Source organism: Streptococcus pasteurianus (assembly GCF_004843545.1).
GTDB lineage: Bacteria > Bacillota > Bacilli > Lactobacillales > Streptococcaceae > Streptococcus > Streptococcus pasteurianus.
The window spans coordinates 1,070,914-1,086,045 of the sequence record NZ_CP039457.1 but is presented as its reverse complement, the minus strand read 5'-3'; the positions used below and the strand labels follow the sequence as shown (position 1 = coordinate 1,086,045).

16 protein-coding genes are annotated in these 15,132 nt (G+C 36.1%); 13 read left to right on the top strand and 3 right to left on the bottom strand.

The genetic code is table 11. The features are described 5' to 3' along the window. The 5 genes from E8M05_RS05765 to E8M05_RS05745 are packed head-to-tail and all read left to right on the top strand — an operon-like array spanning position 1 to position 3,912. Positions 1-744: a lantibiotic immunity ABC transporter MutE/EpiE family permease subunit gene (locus E8M05_RS05765; RefSeq protein ID WP_048791190.1), complete on the top strand. Its 744-nt coding sequence runs from the start codon at positions 1-3 to the stop codon at positions 742-744. Continuing rightward, the gene (locus E8M05_RS05760) at positions 744-1,490 is read left to right on the top strand and encodes a lantibiotic immunity ABC transporter MutG family permease subunit (protein ID WP_048791189.1); all 747 of its coding nucleotides are present in this window, start codon (positions 744-746) and stop codon (positions 1,488-1,490) included. Before E8M05_RS05765 ends, E8M05_RS05760 begins: the two co-directional genes overlap by 1 nt. Positions 1,491-1,530: 40 nt before the next feature. Further along, positions 1,531-1,863 carry a NisI/SpaI family lantibiotic immunity lipoprotein gene (locus E8M05_RS05755; protein WP_048791188.1) on the top strand — a complete coding sequence of 111 codons (333 nt, stop codon included), beginning with the start codon at positions 1,531-1,533 and terminating at the stop codon, positions 1,861-1,863. Between the two features lie 34 nt (positions 1,864-1,897). Then, positions 1,898-2,557, top strand: a complete 660-nt coding sequence (locus tag E8M05_RS05750; RefSeq protein ID WP_048791187.1) for a response regulator transcription factor — start codon at positions 1,898-1,900, stop codon at positions 2,555-2,557. Between the two features lie 2 nt (positions 2,558-2,559). Further along, complete coding sequence (locus E8M05_RS05745; RefSeq protein WP_197417991.1) at positions 2,560-3,912, top strand: HAMP domain-containing sensor histidine kinase; 1,353 nt, start codon at positions 2,560-2,562, stop codon at positions 3,910-3,912. A gap of 424 nt (positions 3,913-4,336) precedes the next feature. On the opposite strand, the gene E8M05_RS05735 is transcribed toward E8M05_RS05745, so the two are convergent. Together E8M05_RS05735 and E8M05_RS05730 are read right to left on the bottom strand one after the other, a co-directional pair. Then, positions 4,337-5,629 (bottom strand): sensor histidine kinase, encoded by a 1,293-nt coding sequence (locus E8M05_RS05735; RefSeq protein ID WP_048791185.1) that lies wholly within the window; start codon positions 5,627-5,629, stop codon positions 4,337-4,339. Further along, a complete protein-coding gene (locus E8M05_RS05730; RefSeq protein ID WP_048791184.1) occupies positions 5,623-6,309 on the bottom strand; it encodes a response regulator transcription factor in 687 nt (228 codons plus the stop codon). Before E8M05_RS05730 ends, E8M05_RS05735 begins: the two co-directional genes overlap by 7 nt. 193 nt (positions 6,310-6,502) lie before the next feature. Here E8M05_RS05730 and E8M05_RS05725 point away from each other — a divergent pair, with 193 nt between their 5' ends. From E8M05_RS05725 to E8M05_RS05685, 8 genes are all read left to right on the top strand, one after another. After that, positions 6,503-6,967 carry a hypothetical protein gene (locus E8M05_RS05725; protein WP_048791183.1) on the top strand — a complete coding sequence of 155 codons (465 nt, stop codon included), beginning with the start codon at positions 6,503-6,505 and terminating at the stop codon, positions 6,965-6,967. Between the two features lie 11 nt (positions 6,968-6,978). Further along, a complete protein-coding gene (locus tag E8M05_RS05720) occupies positions 6,979-8,202 on the top strand; it encodes an ABC transporter permease (protein WP_048791182.1) in 1,224 nt (407 codons plus the stop codon). 3 nt (positions 8,203-8,205) lie between these two features. Continuing rightward, on the top strand, positions 8,206-9,651 hold the full coding sequence (locus E8M05_RS05715; protein ID WP_082144662.1) for an ABC transporter permease: 1,446 nt from the start codon (positions 8,206-8,208) through the stop codon (positions 9,649-9,651). 13 nt (positions 9,652-9,664) lie between these two features. Then, positions 9,665-10,300, top strand: a complete 636-nt coding sequence (locus E8M05_RS05710; RefSeq protein ID WP_048791181.1) for an ABC transporter ATP-binding protein — start codon at positions 9,665-9,667, stop codon at positions 10,298-10,300. Between the two features lie 272 nt (positions 10,301-10,572). Continuing rightward, positions 10,573-11,013 carry an RNA polymerase sigma factor gene (locus tag E8M05_RS05705; RefSeq protein ID WP_048791180.1) on the top strand — a complete coding sequence of 147 codons (441 nt, stop codon included), beginning with the start codon at positions 10,573-10,575 and terminating at the stop codon, positions 11,011-11,013. Then, complete coding sequence (locus tag E8M05_RS05700; RefSeq protein WP_048791179.1) at positions 10,998-11,231, top strand: helix-turn-helix domain-containing protein; 234 nt, start codon at positions 10,998-11,000, stop codon at positions 11,229-11,231. Before E8M05_RS05705 ends, E8M05_RS05700 begins: the two co-directional genes overlap by 16 nt. 314 nt (positions 11,232-11,545) lie before the next feature. Further along, positions 11,546-11,749 (top strand): excisionase, encoded by a 204-nt coding sequence (locus tag E8M05_RS05690; RefSeq protein WP_048791178.1) that lies wholly within the window; start codon positions 11,546-11,548, stop codon positions 11,747-11,749. 78 nt (positions 11,750-11,827) lie between these two features. Next, a complete protein-coding gene (locus tag E8M05_RS05685) occupies positions 11,828-13,018 on the top strand; it encodes a tyrosine-type recombinase/integrase (RefSeq protein WP_048791177.1) in 1,191 nt (396 codons plus the stop codon). A gap of 241 nt (positions 13,019-13,259) precedes the next feature. Here the strand turns inward: E8M05_RS05685 and E8M05_RS05680 are convergent, their stop codons facing one another. Then, positions 13,260-14,975, bottom strand: a complete 1,716-nt coding sequence (locus tag E8M05_RS05680) for a phospho-sugar mutase (RefSeq protein ID WP_048791176.1) — start codon at positions 14,973-14,975, stop codon at positions 13,260-13,262. Between the last annotated feature and the right edge of the window lie 157 nt (positions 14,976-15,132).

The window sequence follows — 15,132 nt, the reverse complement described above, 5'->3', positions numbered from 1 at the left end:
ATGGAAAATTATATATCTTCTGAACATCTAAAACATAAAAATACTTTTGTAAAAAAATTAGTCTGGTTAGCTCCTGTACTAACTTTATTTTTGAATGTACTTGCTCCCATGTGGTATCAACAAAATTCATATAACTGGTGGTATGTATTATTATATCCTAGTTATTTAACGCTATTATCTATTTTGATAATTCAAAGAGATAACGGAAAATTAAAGTTCAGAGCAATTTTATCATTGCCTATTGATTTAAAAAAAGTATGGTATGCAAAAATAATTACTTGTATAATATACATTGTACTTGCGAATACAATTTTGATGTTGTGCAATGTCGCAGGTGGTTTTATCATTCAACAAATTTTTGATATATCTATGACAATCAGCCTGATACAGGCACTATTGGGAACGTTTTGCATTATTCTAACAAGTATATGGAATGTTCCGTTATGCTTGTGGTTTGTAAAAAAAACAGGTGTATTCGCCACTCTCATATTAAATGTTGGAATGAGCTTTATACTGGGAACATTAGGCGCAAACACAAGTTTCTGGTTCATATGTCCTTATAGTTGGGTTACTCGCCTTATGGTTCCTACATTAGGAATATTGCCAAATGGAGAACCGGTAACGGGAAATGCTTTATTAACTCCTTTACCGTTGATTATTATGACAGTCTGCTTGTCATTGGTTTTACTCTATGTGATTTCAAAATTAACAGCTAAATCTTTTATAAAGCAGGAGGTTCTTTAATGTTTAGCAGTATTATTAGATGTTTTCAAGTAGAATGGCTTAAAAGCAGACATACACCATTACTTTTAGTTCATGTACTTTTTCCAGTAATAGGAGCTGGTGTTTTTGCAGGATATTTTCATATATCTGGTTGGAATGATGTCACAAATGTAACGACCTTTTTAGAGGTATTATCGATTATTTTTCCATTTGTTATTGGAATTGTTGTAGGTATGGTAGTTGAACTAGAAAATGGGGCAGGTCATTTTCAGTTAATCTTAGGTACGTTCCGTTCACGCACAGCGGTATATATTGGAAAATTATTATATCTTGTTGTTTTGGCAACCCTTGCAACAATACTTGGTGTTTCCTTATTTGCAGTACTCTATCCAGTTATGCCGTTTTCATTTTATATAAAACCTTTTATTATGTTAATATTGTCTGTAATACCAATTTATCTTATTTCTATACTTGTCGGTTTCAGTTTAGGGAAAAGTGTAGCTATGGGCATGGGTATTGTAGGAAGTCTATTATCTGCATTGTTGGTTACAGGACTTGGTGATTTTATTTGGAAATTTCTGCCGTGGGGCTGGAGTGTAAGGTTTATGGATTATTGTATTTTGAAATATGTTAATGAGGGACAGTTTTATTCTAACTTCCCTGAGTTTCAACTAGGTTTTATATTTATGCTGGTTTTCACAGTAGTGCTGTTTATAATAAGTTTAATGTGGTTTCAGAGATGGGAAGGGACAAAAGAAAATGAGTAAAAAAATATTAAAATAGGTTGCGATAGCTATTGTCCTTGTCTTGGCTTTTGGAACTTTAAAAGTTTTATTTGATTTGAAAGAAAACGCAGATAGAAATAAATCATTAAACCAAACTTTGCCAATCGTGGAGTTAAATACAGCAAATCAGGATACCATACAAATAGATAAAAAAATTTATACTCTGACAGATGAAACTGTGGAATATTCAAGTTTGAAGCAGGAAATTGCTCAAATTTCAAAAAGAATTGAAGAAGCTGACGGTACAATATTCAGTTACGGATATATATACAGTATAAAAGAAACTTCCACAGAAGAAAAGATTGCTGTTAATATTAACAATAAATATTACGTAGCAGTAAATACAATAGAATAAGACTTGGATATAGGAATTGTAGGAGGTGTAGATATTGGCAAATATATTAGCCGTTGATGATGAAGAAATGATTTTACAGTTAATCAAGAATGGGCTTGAGAAAGATGGACATATTGTAACTGTATATTCTTCTGCAAAAGAAGTTCCTTTAGACACTCTGAACTACTATGATTTAGTTATTTTAGACGTTATGATGCCCCATATAGACGGTTTCTCTTTCTGTAAATCTATAAGAGATTTTATTGACTGTCCTATTCTTTTTCTGACGGCAAAAACGATGGAAAATGATATTACTTTGGGCTTAGGATTAGGAGCTGATGATTATTTAACAAAACCATTCCGTATTGCAGAATTGCGGGCGCGTATCAATGCTCACTTGCGTAGAGAGAAACGTGAAAAACATAGAACACTAAATTTAGATAAGATAAGAATAGACTTATCAGCAAAGGCGATTAGCGTTGATAATAAACCTATCGCCTTTACTAAAAGTGAATATTTGATTTGTGAGTATCTTGCAAGTAACAAAGGACAGGTTTTTTCAAAGGAACAAATATACGAAGCTACATTTTCTTTTTACGGAGAAAGCGATAGCTCTACAATCTCTACACATATAAAAAATATAAGAGCAAAATTTGAAAAAATGGGTGTTCAGCCAATTTCAACAGTCTGGGGGATTGGTTATAAATGGGAATAAAAATGAAAACATCACTTACAAAAACTTTCCGTAAATTTCTTGTTTGTCTACTTGGGGGAATATGTCTGTCCGTGGTTGTCCCATTTGTCTGTATGTTATTAGCTTCCAGCATGGGGATTGTAACACTTGCGGATAATAATGAAAGACAAACGGAAGATCTAGTACCTATACTGACTGCAACGCCGAATGTATCAGATATACATTTTCCTACTGGTACTAAATTTCTTCGATTAACGAAAAACTATGAATACATTGATACAAATATGAGCGAAGAAGTAAAAGAAAAGGCTTTGATGTTTGCTAAAACTGGGTTAATGGATACAAGTGGTAAAACACAGTTTATTTTCGTTACACGAAATGATGAATATATTGTCTTACAGTATGTTATAGGTTCTCAATATTTAAACCCACAACTTAACCATTATTTACCGTCCCCAGAAATTTTGATGATTACGTTAATGATTATAAGCAGTTTAGGGGTATGTGTTTATTTAACTGTTCATTTTGCTAAAGAACTGAGAAAAGAATTGACCCCTATTTTAGAAGCTACCAAAGAAATTGAAAATCAAAACTTAGATTTTACTATCGGACATTCTAAAATATTGGAATTTGAAAACGTGATTATATCTTTTGACAGCATGCGGAACAGCTTAAAAGAGTCATTAGAAAAACAGTGGCAAAGCGAAAAATTACAAAGAGAACAGATTGCTTCTCTAGCCCATGATTTGAAAACTCCATTAACTGTTGTGCAAGGGAACATTGATTTGTTAGATGAAACAGAACTTGATGAAGAACAAAAGCTATATTTATCGTATGCAATGAGTAGTTCTGAACAGATGAAACAGTACATAAAAATTTTGATTGATATATCTAAAACAACTGTCGGTTATCAATTACAAATGGAAGATATTAAATTGCCAGAGTTTTTGAAACATATTTTATCCCAAACAGAAATCATTTGCAAGGACAAAGGTATTATTATTCAGCAGACACAACATAATTTACCACAAAATATAATTGGGGATAGAATGTTACTGGAACGAGCATTTATAAATTTGATTTCAAATTCTGTGGAGTTCTCTCCTGAAAACTCTACATTATATATAGATGTAGATAACAAGGATAATTACTTGAATATCTGTATTACTGACTGTGGTTGTGGTTTTTCAAAAGAGGCATTGGAGCACGCAAAAGAACGCTTCTATATGGCAAACCAAAGCAGAAGTTCTAAACTGCATTATGGAATGGGGTTATATATTGTTGACAGCATTATAAAACAGCATAAAGGAAAACTTTTGCTAGATAATTCGATAGAAACCAAAGGAGCTAAAGTTACTATACAGCTACCATTATGAAAGAACGGCTTTATTTGTCGTTCTTTTTTATATCTTTATGAAATCTTCAAAATTAAGGGTTATCCTTTAAATGAAGATAAAGATTGTAAGTTAGCATTATAACATTTATATATATCGGTAACTGACGTTAATATTGAAAAGGAGTATGAGTATTATGATAGGTCTTAAAAAACGAGATATTAAAAAAGCATTGAAAGCAGGTGCAAAAGCTGGCGGTGTTTCATTGGCTGATGTATGAGCTGATATTGAAGCGACGATTGATGAAGCTATGAATAGTTCAGACCCAGAGGTGCAGGCAAATTTCAAAAAGTATTTTGGTAATAAACGCCCTACCCCAGAAGAATATATTTACAAGATTACCAAAAAGACAAAGATTTGAAAAAAGGCTTGCTCCATACATATTGTATGATCTGCAAGCCTTAATCTATTTCAGAGGAAATTTAACAGTAAAGGCAGCACCGCCACCAACAGTATCATTAATAGTGATAGTACCGTTCAGCATTTGGGTTAATTCTTTGGCGATACTTAGTCCCAGTCCAAAATTCGCTTTGTTAGCATGGGACTTGTCGCCACTATAAAATCGGTCAAAGATATACTGCTTATCTTCATCAGAAATGCCTTGCCCGTGGTCTACCACAGAAAAAGCAATATTCTTTTCGGTGGCGATTACTTCTATCTCTATCAAAGAATTATTCTTGGAATGTTGAATGGCATTATCCATAAAGATACACAAGATTTGAAATAATCGGTCTTTGTCGGTAAGCATGGCAGGATAACTTTCCTCGGATAAATGCAGTTTTAGTTCTAAATTCTGCTTCATGCAGACGGGTTCGTATGTTTCATATAACGTAATGAGCAAGGTATCTACATTGATTGTACTTTTATGCAATGTCCATGTTTTAGCATCGGAAGAAGCCAGAAGCAACATATCTTTGACTAAACGGGATAACCGCATACATTCAAAATCTATGGTCTGTAAGGCTTGCTTTGCCTGTTCGTTTAAGGAAACATCATCAAGAAGCATATCCGTGTTGGAAATCATAACAGCTAGTGGAGATTTTAATTCATGGGAAGCTGTTGCAACAAAATCTTTTTGGCTTTGCAATATTCGTTCTGTTGGGGCAAAAGACTTTTTCAGCAGATAACGGGTTAGTATGATAACAACGATACAAGCCAAAAGCCAGATAAGAAGATATATCGGTAATGTCTTTTGTAAAATATCCGTCAAGCCAGCTGTCTGATAAAGAAAATTCCCATGATATACGGTATCATTTGCTGTCATAATTGTAGCAGGAATAACAAAATAAGTATCGTGATGTTTTCCTTTTATTTCCAGAAAACCGCCTTGTGAAGTTGCGGTGCTTTCTGTTTGTGATAATGGCTGTGTAGAAATCTGTTTTTCTACATCATGCAACAGCTTGTCCGCAGAAGTTGGAAATGGAAAATCACTTTGATAAATGGTATTCCCTTTTGTATCGCTAATCAAGGAAAAAATATGATCACTTTCTTCGTAGGCTTTGAGTGCTTTATCCATATCCGAAGAATCACTTTCCGCTTGATAAATCAGCAAGGTTGTTAATCTTTGAAACAAGGTACTTTCGTTGATTTTCTCCGTATAAACCGTATTCGCAACAACAAAGAAAATCACAAGGGTAATAATCAGCATAACAGAACTTGCAAACAGAATATGAAGTTTTCGGTATAAGTTATTTAACATGTTTCTTTCTCCAGTTTGTACCCTGCACCGTAGACCGTTGTTATTTTACAGGAACTTTTTAACTCCTTTAGACGTTTTCGCAGAAAAGAAATGTAGCTGTCTACATTGCCAGTTTCTACTTCGGAAGAACTACCCCAGATTTTAAGGATTAGCTGTTCACGGGAAAATAGTGTTTCTGGGTTCTGCATAAATACAAAAGTCAACTCGGTTTCTTTTGAAGTTAATAAAAGAGAATTATTTGGTGTGGATAAGGTTCTGCTGTCTTTATCGAAAGTTAAATCTCCCCATTGTAATTTGGGAGATAATTGGATATTGGCAGGTCGCCTTGTCAACGCCCGAACCCTTGCAAGCAATTCTTTGATATGAAATGGTTTTACTAAGTAATCATCAGCACCTCCGTCTAAACCCTCAACCCGATCATCAAGGGTACTCATGGCTGTAATGATAATGATAGGAATAGATATTCCTTTTTTACGCATAGATTTTATGATTGTTAAACCGTCAATAATCGGTAACATACGGTCTACAATGGCAAGGTCATAAGAATAGTCTGTATTTAAGGCATACAGCATAGCAGTTTCCCCGTCATTGCAACAATCAACCATATAGTTTTCTTTTTCCAGCGAAATTTTTATATTTTTACATAACTCTAAATCATCTTCCAGAAGAAGTATTTTCATAATGTATCAATCCTTTTCTATATATCATCTTGGACATTAGCAGTCCAAGAAGGTTTAATTATAGACAGTGTAACAGAAAAGTCTGTAAAAATCCTCTAAAAAATGATGATGATTTTCTTGCTTTTTTACAGGATTTTTAGAATGGTTTGCTTTTACAATAGTGGCATATCGAATAAGAAAGGTGGAATACAAAATGAAAAAAACAAACATCAGTAAATTTGTAGCAGTTGGATTATGTATCTGTGCATTGACGGGGTGTGGTGCAAGTCCAGATGAGAAGCCAGATACGTCTAATCCTATTGTCAATTCTAATACGAATGAAGAAAACGACATATTAGAGTCTGCTAATTTGATAGGAAGTGTTTTGGAATTTACAGATAATGGTTGTTCCGTAAGTCAAGCAAAAGAAATTGAGGGGGGAGCAGGGATAAAATCAGAAGCACCGGGACTGGAAAATAAAGACAATGCTGTTTCTGTAACCTATAACCCAGATTGTGAATTTGTCATTGCCACAGTAAGTGCCCACTCTGGTGTTACGAATGTAACGACGGGTTCTATCTCCGATGTAAAGAAACAATCAAATGTATATCTCTATGGAGAATTTGCAGACACAAATCATTTCAATGCAACAAAGGTTGTCATAGCCCATTGGGAATAGAGGTGTGAAGTATGAAGTTTTATCAACTTGGTTTTCGCTATTTACAGCGAAAAAAAGGGAAAACTATTCTTTTGTTGATTGTTCTGATACTTGTAAACAGTATGATTTTAGGTACAAGCATGATTTTAAGAACTACAAATGAGTCTAAACAAGCTATGCAGGAAAAAACAAACTCTAAAATAGTGGCTGAAATTACAAGTAAGGACAGCAAAATAACCGAGAATGAAGTAAACAAGATTGAAACGCTGGAAGATGTTTCAGCTATCAACCGTATAGGTAGGCAAGAGGTATTTCCAGATAATTTTTATCCCGTTACTCTCAATACCTCTACAAATGAGGAAAATTTGAAAATAGCGTTGCTCTCCTATGATGATTTGGAAAAGGACAGTCCTTTTTCAGAAATGCAGTACCGCTTATCTTCTGGTGATTATATCAAACAAGAGAAAAAAGGTGCTGTTATCAATACAAACCTTGCAAATCAGAATGGGCTAAAGATTGGAGATACCATTGAACTAAGTACAAAAAGCGGAACAAAAGTATCTGTTCAGATTATTGGAATGTTCAAGTCCGCAGGAAATGTGGAAAAAGACCAGCCAGCAGAAACTACGGCGGTCAATCGAATAGAAAATCAAATCTTTATTGACAACAGCGCTTATAAAGAATTGTTAAAAGAACCTGCATTTGAAAAAATCTGCATTTACTCAAAAAGACCAGAAAATTTAGATGTGCTGGAAACCAGTCTGCAAAAAATATTTGGAAATGACATAGCACTTAGCACGTCTGATACCCTTTATCAACAGATGTCTGCTCCATTAGAGCAAATCAGCAAGGTGGCAAACCTTATGCTGATACTTACCTTGATGACTGGTACTGTCGTTGTTTCCCTGCTGTTATGTATGTGGATGAGGACAAGACAAAAGGAAGTGGCAATCTTTATGAGCCTAGGTAAAGCAAAAAGTGAAATTTTCCTGCAAACTTTATTAGAAGCAGGTAGTGTATTTACGCTTTCGGTTTTTGGAGCAACAGCGATTGGTAAATTGTTCTCTGGTGTTTTGCAAAACGTCATTACTGGTTCAGAAACAGTAACAGAAAATCTAAAAGTGGTTTTGCAGATACAAGATATTGGAATGTTGTTCCTTTTAGGCGGTGCAGTTATTTTGGTAGCATTGTGTTGCTCCATTCTTCCCATATTACGGGCAAACCCAAAAGATATATTAGCAAAAATGGAGGGATAGTACATGAATTTTTTTGGATTGGCAAGGCGTTCTGTGTTCAGAAAGCCCGTAAAAAGTATTCTCTTATTGTTGATTGTTTTTGCAATCAGTACCTTGCTTCTTGCAGGTGTGGCGAGCAAAAATGCCAGTATTGAGGTGCAGGACAAAACCAGACAAGCCATAGGTGCAGGCTTTCTTTTAGAAAGAAATGCAGAGTACCGAACAAAGCGAGTTCGTGAATACTCAGAAAAGATTGGTAATGATAAGGAAGGTAGTTTTGGTGGCTACCATCAGGAAAAAGAGATTATCAATGGTGTGGAGACTTGGACAGGCTGGACAACAAATGAATTTGAAAGCTTAGATATAAAAGACATTGAGAAATTGGCAAAAGCAAAAGGAATTGCTGATTACAATATTACAACAGTAACAACTCCCGTAAACCCTGTAAATTTCAAAAGAATTGAAGATAAAGATGTAGACCAGAGTGCAGACGTTGGCGGTGTAAGTTTAATTGGAAACAGAGATATGAAACTTGACAGAAATGTTTTATCTGGCAACCTGCATATCAAAGAGGGACGAATGATAACACCAGAGGATAAAGATATGTGTGTCATTTCAGAGAAACTTGCAAAGCAAAATAATTTGAAAATCGGCGATAAGATTTCTTTTAATGATTATCACGATACCGAAAATTCAAAGGTATCAGAAGCCGAGATTGTGGGAATTTATCAAGTGGATCAAAAGATGTCCCCACTTATGCAGGGCGATACTTACCGTTCGGAAAATGTGATATTTACTGATTTGAGATTTCCAGAAAAGGCAGAAAGTGAAACAAGTCCATTATATGAAAGAGCATATTTCAAAGTGGACGATGTGGAAGCTTACGACGAAGTAAAACAAAATCTTCAAAAAGCGGACATCAACTGGGAACAGTATGATTTGATTGACAATAACGGAAATTCTGAAACCATGTCCTCAAACTTTAATGATTTGGCAAAAGTAAGTGAAATGATGATATTGGTAATTTCCATTGCAAGTTTTGTTATTCTTGTTTTAGTATTTCTGTTCTGGCTGAAAAATCGAGTGCAGGAAGTCGGCATTTTCTTATCTCTCGGTGTTCCGAAATTTAGAATTATCGGGCAAATTTGGAGTGAAGCGATTATGATTACTATTTTTTCCCTTATGTTATCCTTTGCTGTCGCTCCTGCCGTTTCCAAAGTAACTGCAAATTATCTGGTATCACAGCAGGTTCAGCAAATGCAGGAAGAAGAAAAGAACAATGAGGGAAAGGTATCCACAGAATACGTTGCACCAAAGCAAGACGTGCAGAGTATCAGCGTAGAGGTTACGCCAGAAATGTATCTGCTTGACGGTGTAAGTGTTCTTGTGTTGATAACGGCTTCTGTTCTGGTATCTGGAATTGTAATACTAAAGAGAAACCCGAAAGATATTTTATCGGAAATGAGTTAGGAGGACGACGAAAATGTTAGAAGTAAAGAATGTAAGCTATGCTTACAAAACAAAAAAAGATAAAACCATTTTGAATAATGTATCTGCTACTTTCGAGGAGGGTATCTTTTATACCATAATCGGTCCGAGTGGTGCAGGAAAAACAACACTCTTATCTCTGTTAGCAGGCTTAGATACAGCAGTAAAAGGGACTGTCCTTTGCAATGGCGAGGATATTACAAAAAAAGGGCTGAATTACCATAGAAAGCATAATATCTCATTGGTATTTCAAAATTATAATCTGATTGATTATTTGACAACCGTTGAAAATGTCAAATTAGGTGGAAGTGGAAATGCTGAAAAATTATTGGAAGAAGTCGGCATTGGAAAAGAATACTGGCAGAGAAATGTATTACAATTATCTGGCGGACAGCAACAGCGTGTAGCGATTGCAAGAGCATTAGCCAGCAACGCTCATGTACTTTTGGCAGACGAACCAACGGGAAATCTTGATGAAACTACCGCTGATGAAATCATTGCTTTGCTGAAAAAGACTGCACATGAATTAGGAAAATGTGTTGTTGTGGTTACACACAGTAAGCATTTGGCAGAAGAAGCCGACGAAATCTTAGAAATTAAAAACGGTGCAATTTCTTTTTTGTCTGAATAAACAAGAATAGTGCCGTAAAGGAGCTGTCATTATGGAATATTTTAGATATACCTCGACACAATCAATTTGACTCTAACGGCATTCTTATAACAACTGAATACAGTACAGTTTTAAAAGCTCGTACAGACTATATGTTTTGTGCGGGCTTTTTTCATGCCAGAAAAAAATTTTTAAAGTTTTTTTGATTTTGGTTACGCTGTCCCCCACTTTCAACGCGGTATATATGAAAAGGGGCAGACACCTCTTTTCGACTAGCGAAAGGAGGTGGGAAAATGAAAACGTCAGAACTACAAGAAAAAACTTGTCATCAATTCGATTGTGCTATTAAAACAGTTATACGTCATAGAGCGATTGACTTCTATCGAGCGATACTCCGTTCAGAGAAAAAAGAAATGCCATTTGCCGAAATTATGGACGACCTCTTAAATTCCATAGGTACAGAAGATACATATTCTACGGATTATGTTGCAGTATTTGAAGTCTGTGGAGAAAAAGTATCAATCGAAGATGAACAACTGGCTCGTGCATTGAAAGCTATTGAAGAACGAAAGCGTAATATCGTTTTACAGTATTTCTTCATTGGAGATACGGACACTTATATTGGAAAAATGCTTGACTGTTCCAGAGCGAATGTAACGAAGTGCAGAATACAAACACTAGACAAGTTAAAGCAACTGATTGAGGAGGAAAAAGAAAAATGCCAAAAGAGCTGACACCGACTTTCACGGTTATTTCCAAAGCCTGCGACGGCGATGAAACAGCTATTTCAAAAATCTTGGAATTTTATGACCCATATATCAATCAATGCTGTATGCGTCCGTTTTACGACGATAACAACAACTTGCGTCTTGCGGTAGATTTGGAAATGAAAGGTTTTATCAAAGAAGCGATTATTCGTAAAATTTTAAACTTTTATATTAAACGCTTCTAATTTCATATCGGGATTGATTATGCCCGTCTGGTCTTTGACAACTGAATAAAGCAGACAGATACGTTTGTGAGATAGCAAGCCACGGGGACTGTACGCCATGACCTTTCCAAAATAAAGCGAGCGACCCACGCAGTGATCCGAGAGCGACTGTTGGAAAAGTCGCTTTGCCACGACCTATCCTCACAGAATAATGATACGTCCGCATGATGCGGTTCTTCCCACAAGAATGGGAATAGTTGAAATACTAACGGAGCTTTCCAAAGCCGTCTGCCTGCTTGTAAAAAACGACACACAGTAAAGGGGGTGCATAGATTATGAACAATACTGATGTGCCTATCTGGTTGAAATATTCTTTAACTTTGGAAAAAGCTTCAACATATTTTAGAATTGGCGAAAAGAAATTGCGTAGGCTGGTAGAAGAAAATCCCGACGCTGACTGGTTTATTATGAATGGAAACCGTATTCAGATAAAGCGTAAACCCTTTGAAAAATTCTTTGATACCTTGAATGTTATATAGTGAAAACGGGCTTCGTATGTGGTATAATTATAATATCTCATATCGAAGCTCTTTCCGTTCTGAAAGGAGCGAAAAGCAATGTCTGAAAAAAGACGGGATAACAAAAATCGTATATTAAGAACGGGTGAGAGCCAGCGAAAAGACGGGAGATACGCATATAAATATGTGGACGCATTTGGAAAAACGCAATTTGTTTACGCATGGAAACTTGTACCGACAGACAGAACGCCAGCAGGAAAACGTGAAGATATTTCCTTACGGGAAAAAGAGCAAGAAATACGTCAAGACATCAACGACGGCATAGACACCGTTGGAAAGAAAATGACGGTGTATGAGCTTTTCAAGAAATATCTGAAACAACAGAGAAATGCAAGGCTGACTACACAAAACACTTACAGTTACCTACTGGAATTTTTGAAAAAGGACAAGCTTGGTGCAAAAAGCATTGATACGGTTAAAATTTCAGATGTTAAGACTTGGCTACTTGAATTAAAGGACAATGGGCTGGCGTATGGTACGGTTCTTTTTTATAAAAGAGCATTGAAGCCAGCGTTTAAAATGGCATTGCATGATGATTGTATCAGAAAGAACCCATTTGATTTTAGTTTAAGTAGTGTAATGAAAAATGACACGGAGAACCGACAAGCCTTGACGCAGGAGCAGGAAGAACAACTGCTGACCTATGTTAAAAGTGATGTATGTTACCGAAAGCATTATGATGAAATCATCATTTTGTTACGGACTGGACTTCGTATTTCTGAATTTTGCGGACTGACAGTAAATGATTTAGACTTTAAAAACAGAATAATCAATATCGACCACCAGCTTATCAAAGTATCGAAAATTGGTTATGTGGTGCAACCACCAAAATCAGAAAATGGTATCAGACAGATACCTATGAGCGACGAGGTGTATCAATCATTTAAGAACATACTGAAACACCGCAGGAAACAGAAAGACCTTGTGATTGACGGTTACAGAGATTTTCTATTTATCAATCGCAACGGCAATCCGCAAGTGGCAGTAAACTATAAAGCAATGTTCAGAAACCTTGTAGAGAAGTACAACGGTAATCACGAAGAACAGCTACCTAGAATTACACCACACATCATGCGTCATATATTCTGCACAAGATTAGCAAATGCAGGAATGAACCCAAAGGCATTGCAATATGTTATGGGACATTCAAATATAACTATCACGCTGAACCTTTACGCTCATGCTTCGCTGGAAACTGTAAAATCAGAATTACAGCGATTTGTAGCCTAGTAGTAAAAGACAGAATTACTACTGATTTACTACTTTTCAAGGCAGATTGAAGCGGAAATAAGCGGAGTTATGCAATGTATCAACCGATAAGAAAGTTAAAAAAAGTCCGTAAATACGGGATATTCCAGCATTTGCGGACTTATGGATAGATAATAGAAAAAGATTGATGTAAATTCTTTATTAAATAAGTAAAAAAACAACTCCTCATGATAGAAGGAGTTGTTTTGATATTAATCAATCATTATTTAACGAAATTGTTGATTTCTTTTTCGATATTAGTAATTTTAGCTTCTGCATCAGCTAAGTCTGTACCAACTGTAGCGATATAGAATTTGATTTTTGGTTCAGTACCTGAAGGGCGAACGGCAATCCAAGAATCGTCTGCAAGTGTGTATTTCAATACATTGCTTGGTGGAGTTGTCAATTTTTCAACGCCGTTTGCGCTTGTGGCTGTTTGAGTCAAGAAGTCTTCAGTTTTTACAATATCAGTTGTGTTGAATTGTGCAGGGGCATTGTCACGGAATTTATCCATAATTTTCTTGATTTCAGCAGCTCCATCAACACCGCTAAGCGTAACTGAGATTGTTTTTTCCGCGAAGTACCCGTATTCTTTGTAGATTTCTTCAATACCGTCAGCCAATGTCAAACCACGTGAGCGATAGTAAGCTGCAATTTCAGCAACGATAAGAACAGCTTGAATAGCATCTTTATCACGTACGAACGGTTTAATGAGGTAACCGAAGCTTTCTTCGAAACCAAACATGTAAGTGTGGTTATGTTTTTCTTCAAATTCTTGAATTTTTTCAGCGATAAATTTGAAACCAGTCAAGACATTAAACATTGTAGCGCCGTAGCTTTCAGCAATTTTTGTTACCAATTCAGTTGAAACGATTGATTTTGCCAAAGCTGCATTTTCTGGAAGAGTTCCAGCTGTTTTGTGAGCTTCAAGAATATATTTAGCGATAATGGCACCGATTTGGTTACCAGAAAGGTTACGGTATGAACCGTCTGCTTGACGAATTTCAACGCCGAGACGGTCAGCATCTGGGTCAGTTGCGACAAGAACATCAGCGTCAACTTTACGACCAAGTTCTTCAGCAAGAGCAAAAGCTTCTTGGTTTTCTGGATTTGGAGATTTTACAGTAGAGAAATCTGGGTCTGGAACAGCTTGAGCTTCAACAACTTGAACTGAATCAAAACCAGCTTGAGCAAGTGCGCGACGAGCAAGCATTTCACCAGTACCATGAAGTGGTGTGTAAACAATCTTCATGTCTTTACCGTATTCATCAATCAATTTTTGGTTGATGTTAACATCTTTGACTTCTTTAAGGTATTCAGCATCGACAGCTTCACCGATAACTTCGATAAGACCAGAAGCCTTGCTTTCTTCAAGGTCAGCCAATTCGATAGCAAATGGATCTTCGATAGCACGGATAAAGTCAGTCAAAGCGTCAGCGTCAGCTGGTGGCATTTGTCCACCGTCTTCACCATAAACTTTATAACCGTTAAATGGAGCTGGGTTGTGACTAGCAGTTACCATGATACCTGCAAATGTGCCAAGATGACGAACTGCAAATGACAATTCTGGTGTTGGACGAAGTGATTCAAAGACATAAGTTTTAATACCATGTTTTGCTAAAACTTGAGCAGATTCAAATGCGAATTCTGGTGAGAAGTGGCGAGAATCGTAAGCAATCGCAACACCACGTTTTTTAACGTCTTCACCTTTAGTTTCGATGAGTTTTGCCAAACCTTCAGTTGCTTGGCGGACAACGTAGATGTTAATGCAGTTAGTACCAGCACCAATGATACCACGCATGCCTGCAGTACCAAACTCAAGATTTGTATAGAAGGCGTCTTCTTTGGTTTTCTCATCCATGGCTACCAATTCTTCGCGGAGATAGTCGGGTAGTTCCGCAAAGTCAAGCCATTTTTGATAGTTTTCAGTGTAAGTCATAATGGAACTCCTTTTTCTGTTCTTCTAAACGCTTTCATTATACCACTTTGTAAAAGATTTTTCTAGTCCTAATTTGAGATAAGTGAATATATTGATATATAAGGGTTTTGAGGAATTTTTTGAAGATTACGCAAACGGTTGTTTAACTCTTGAAAAC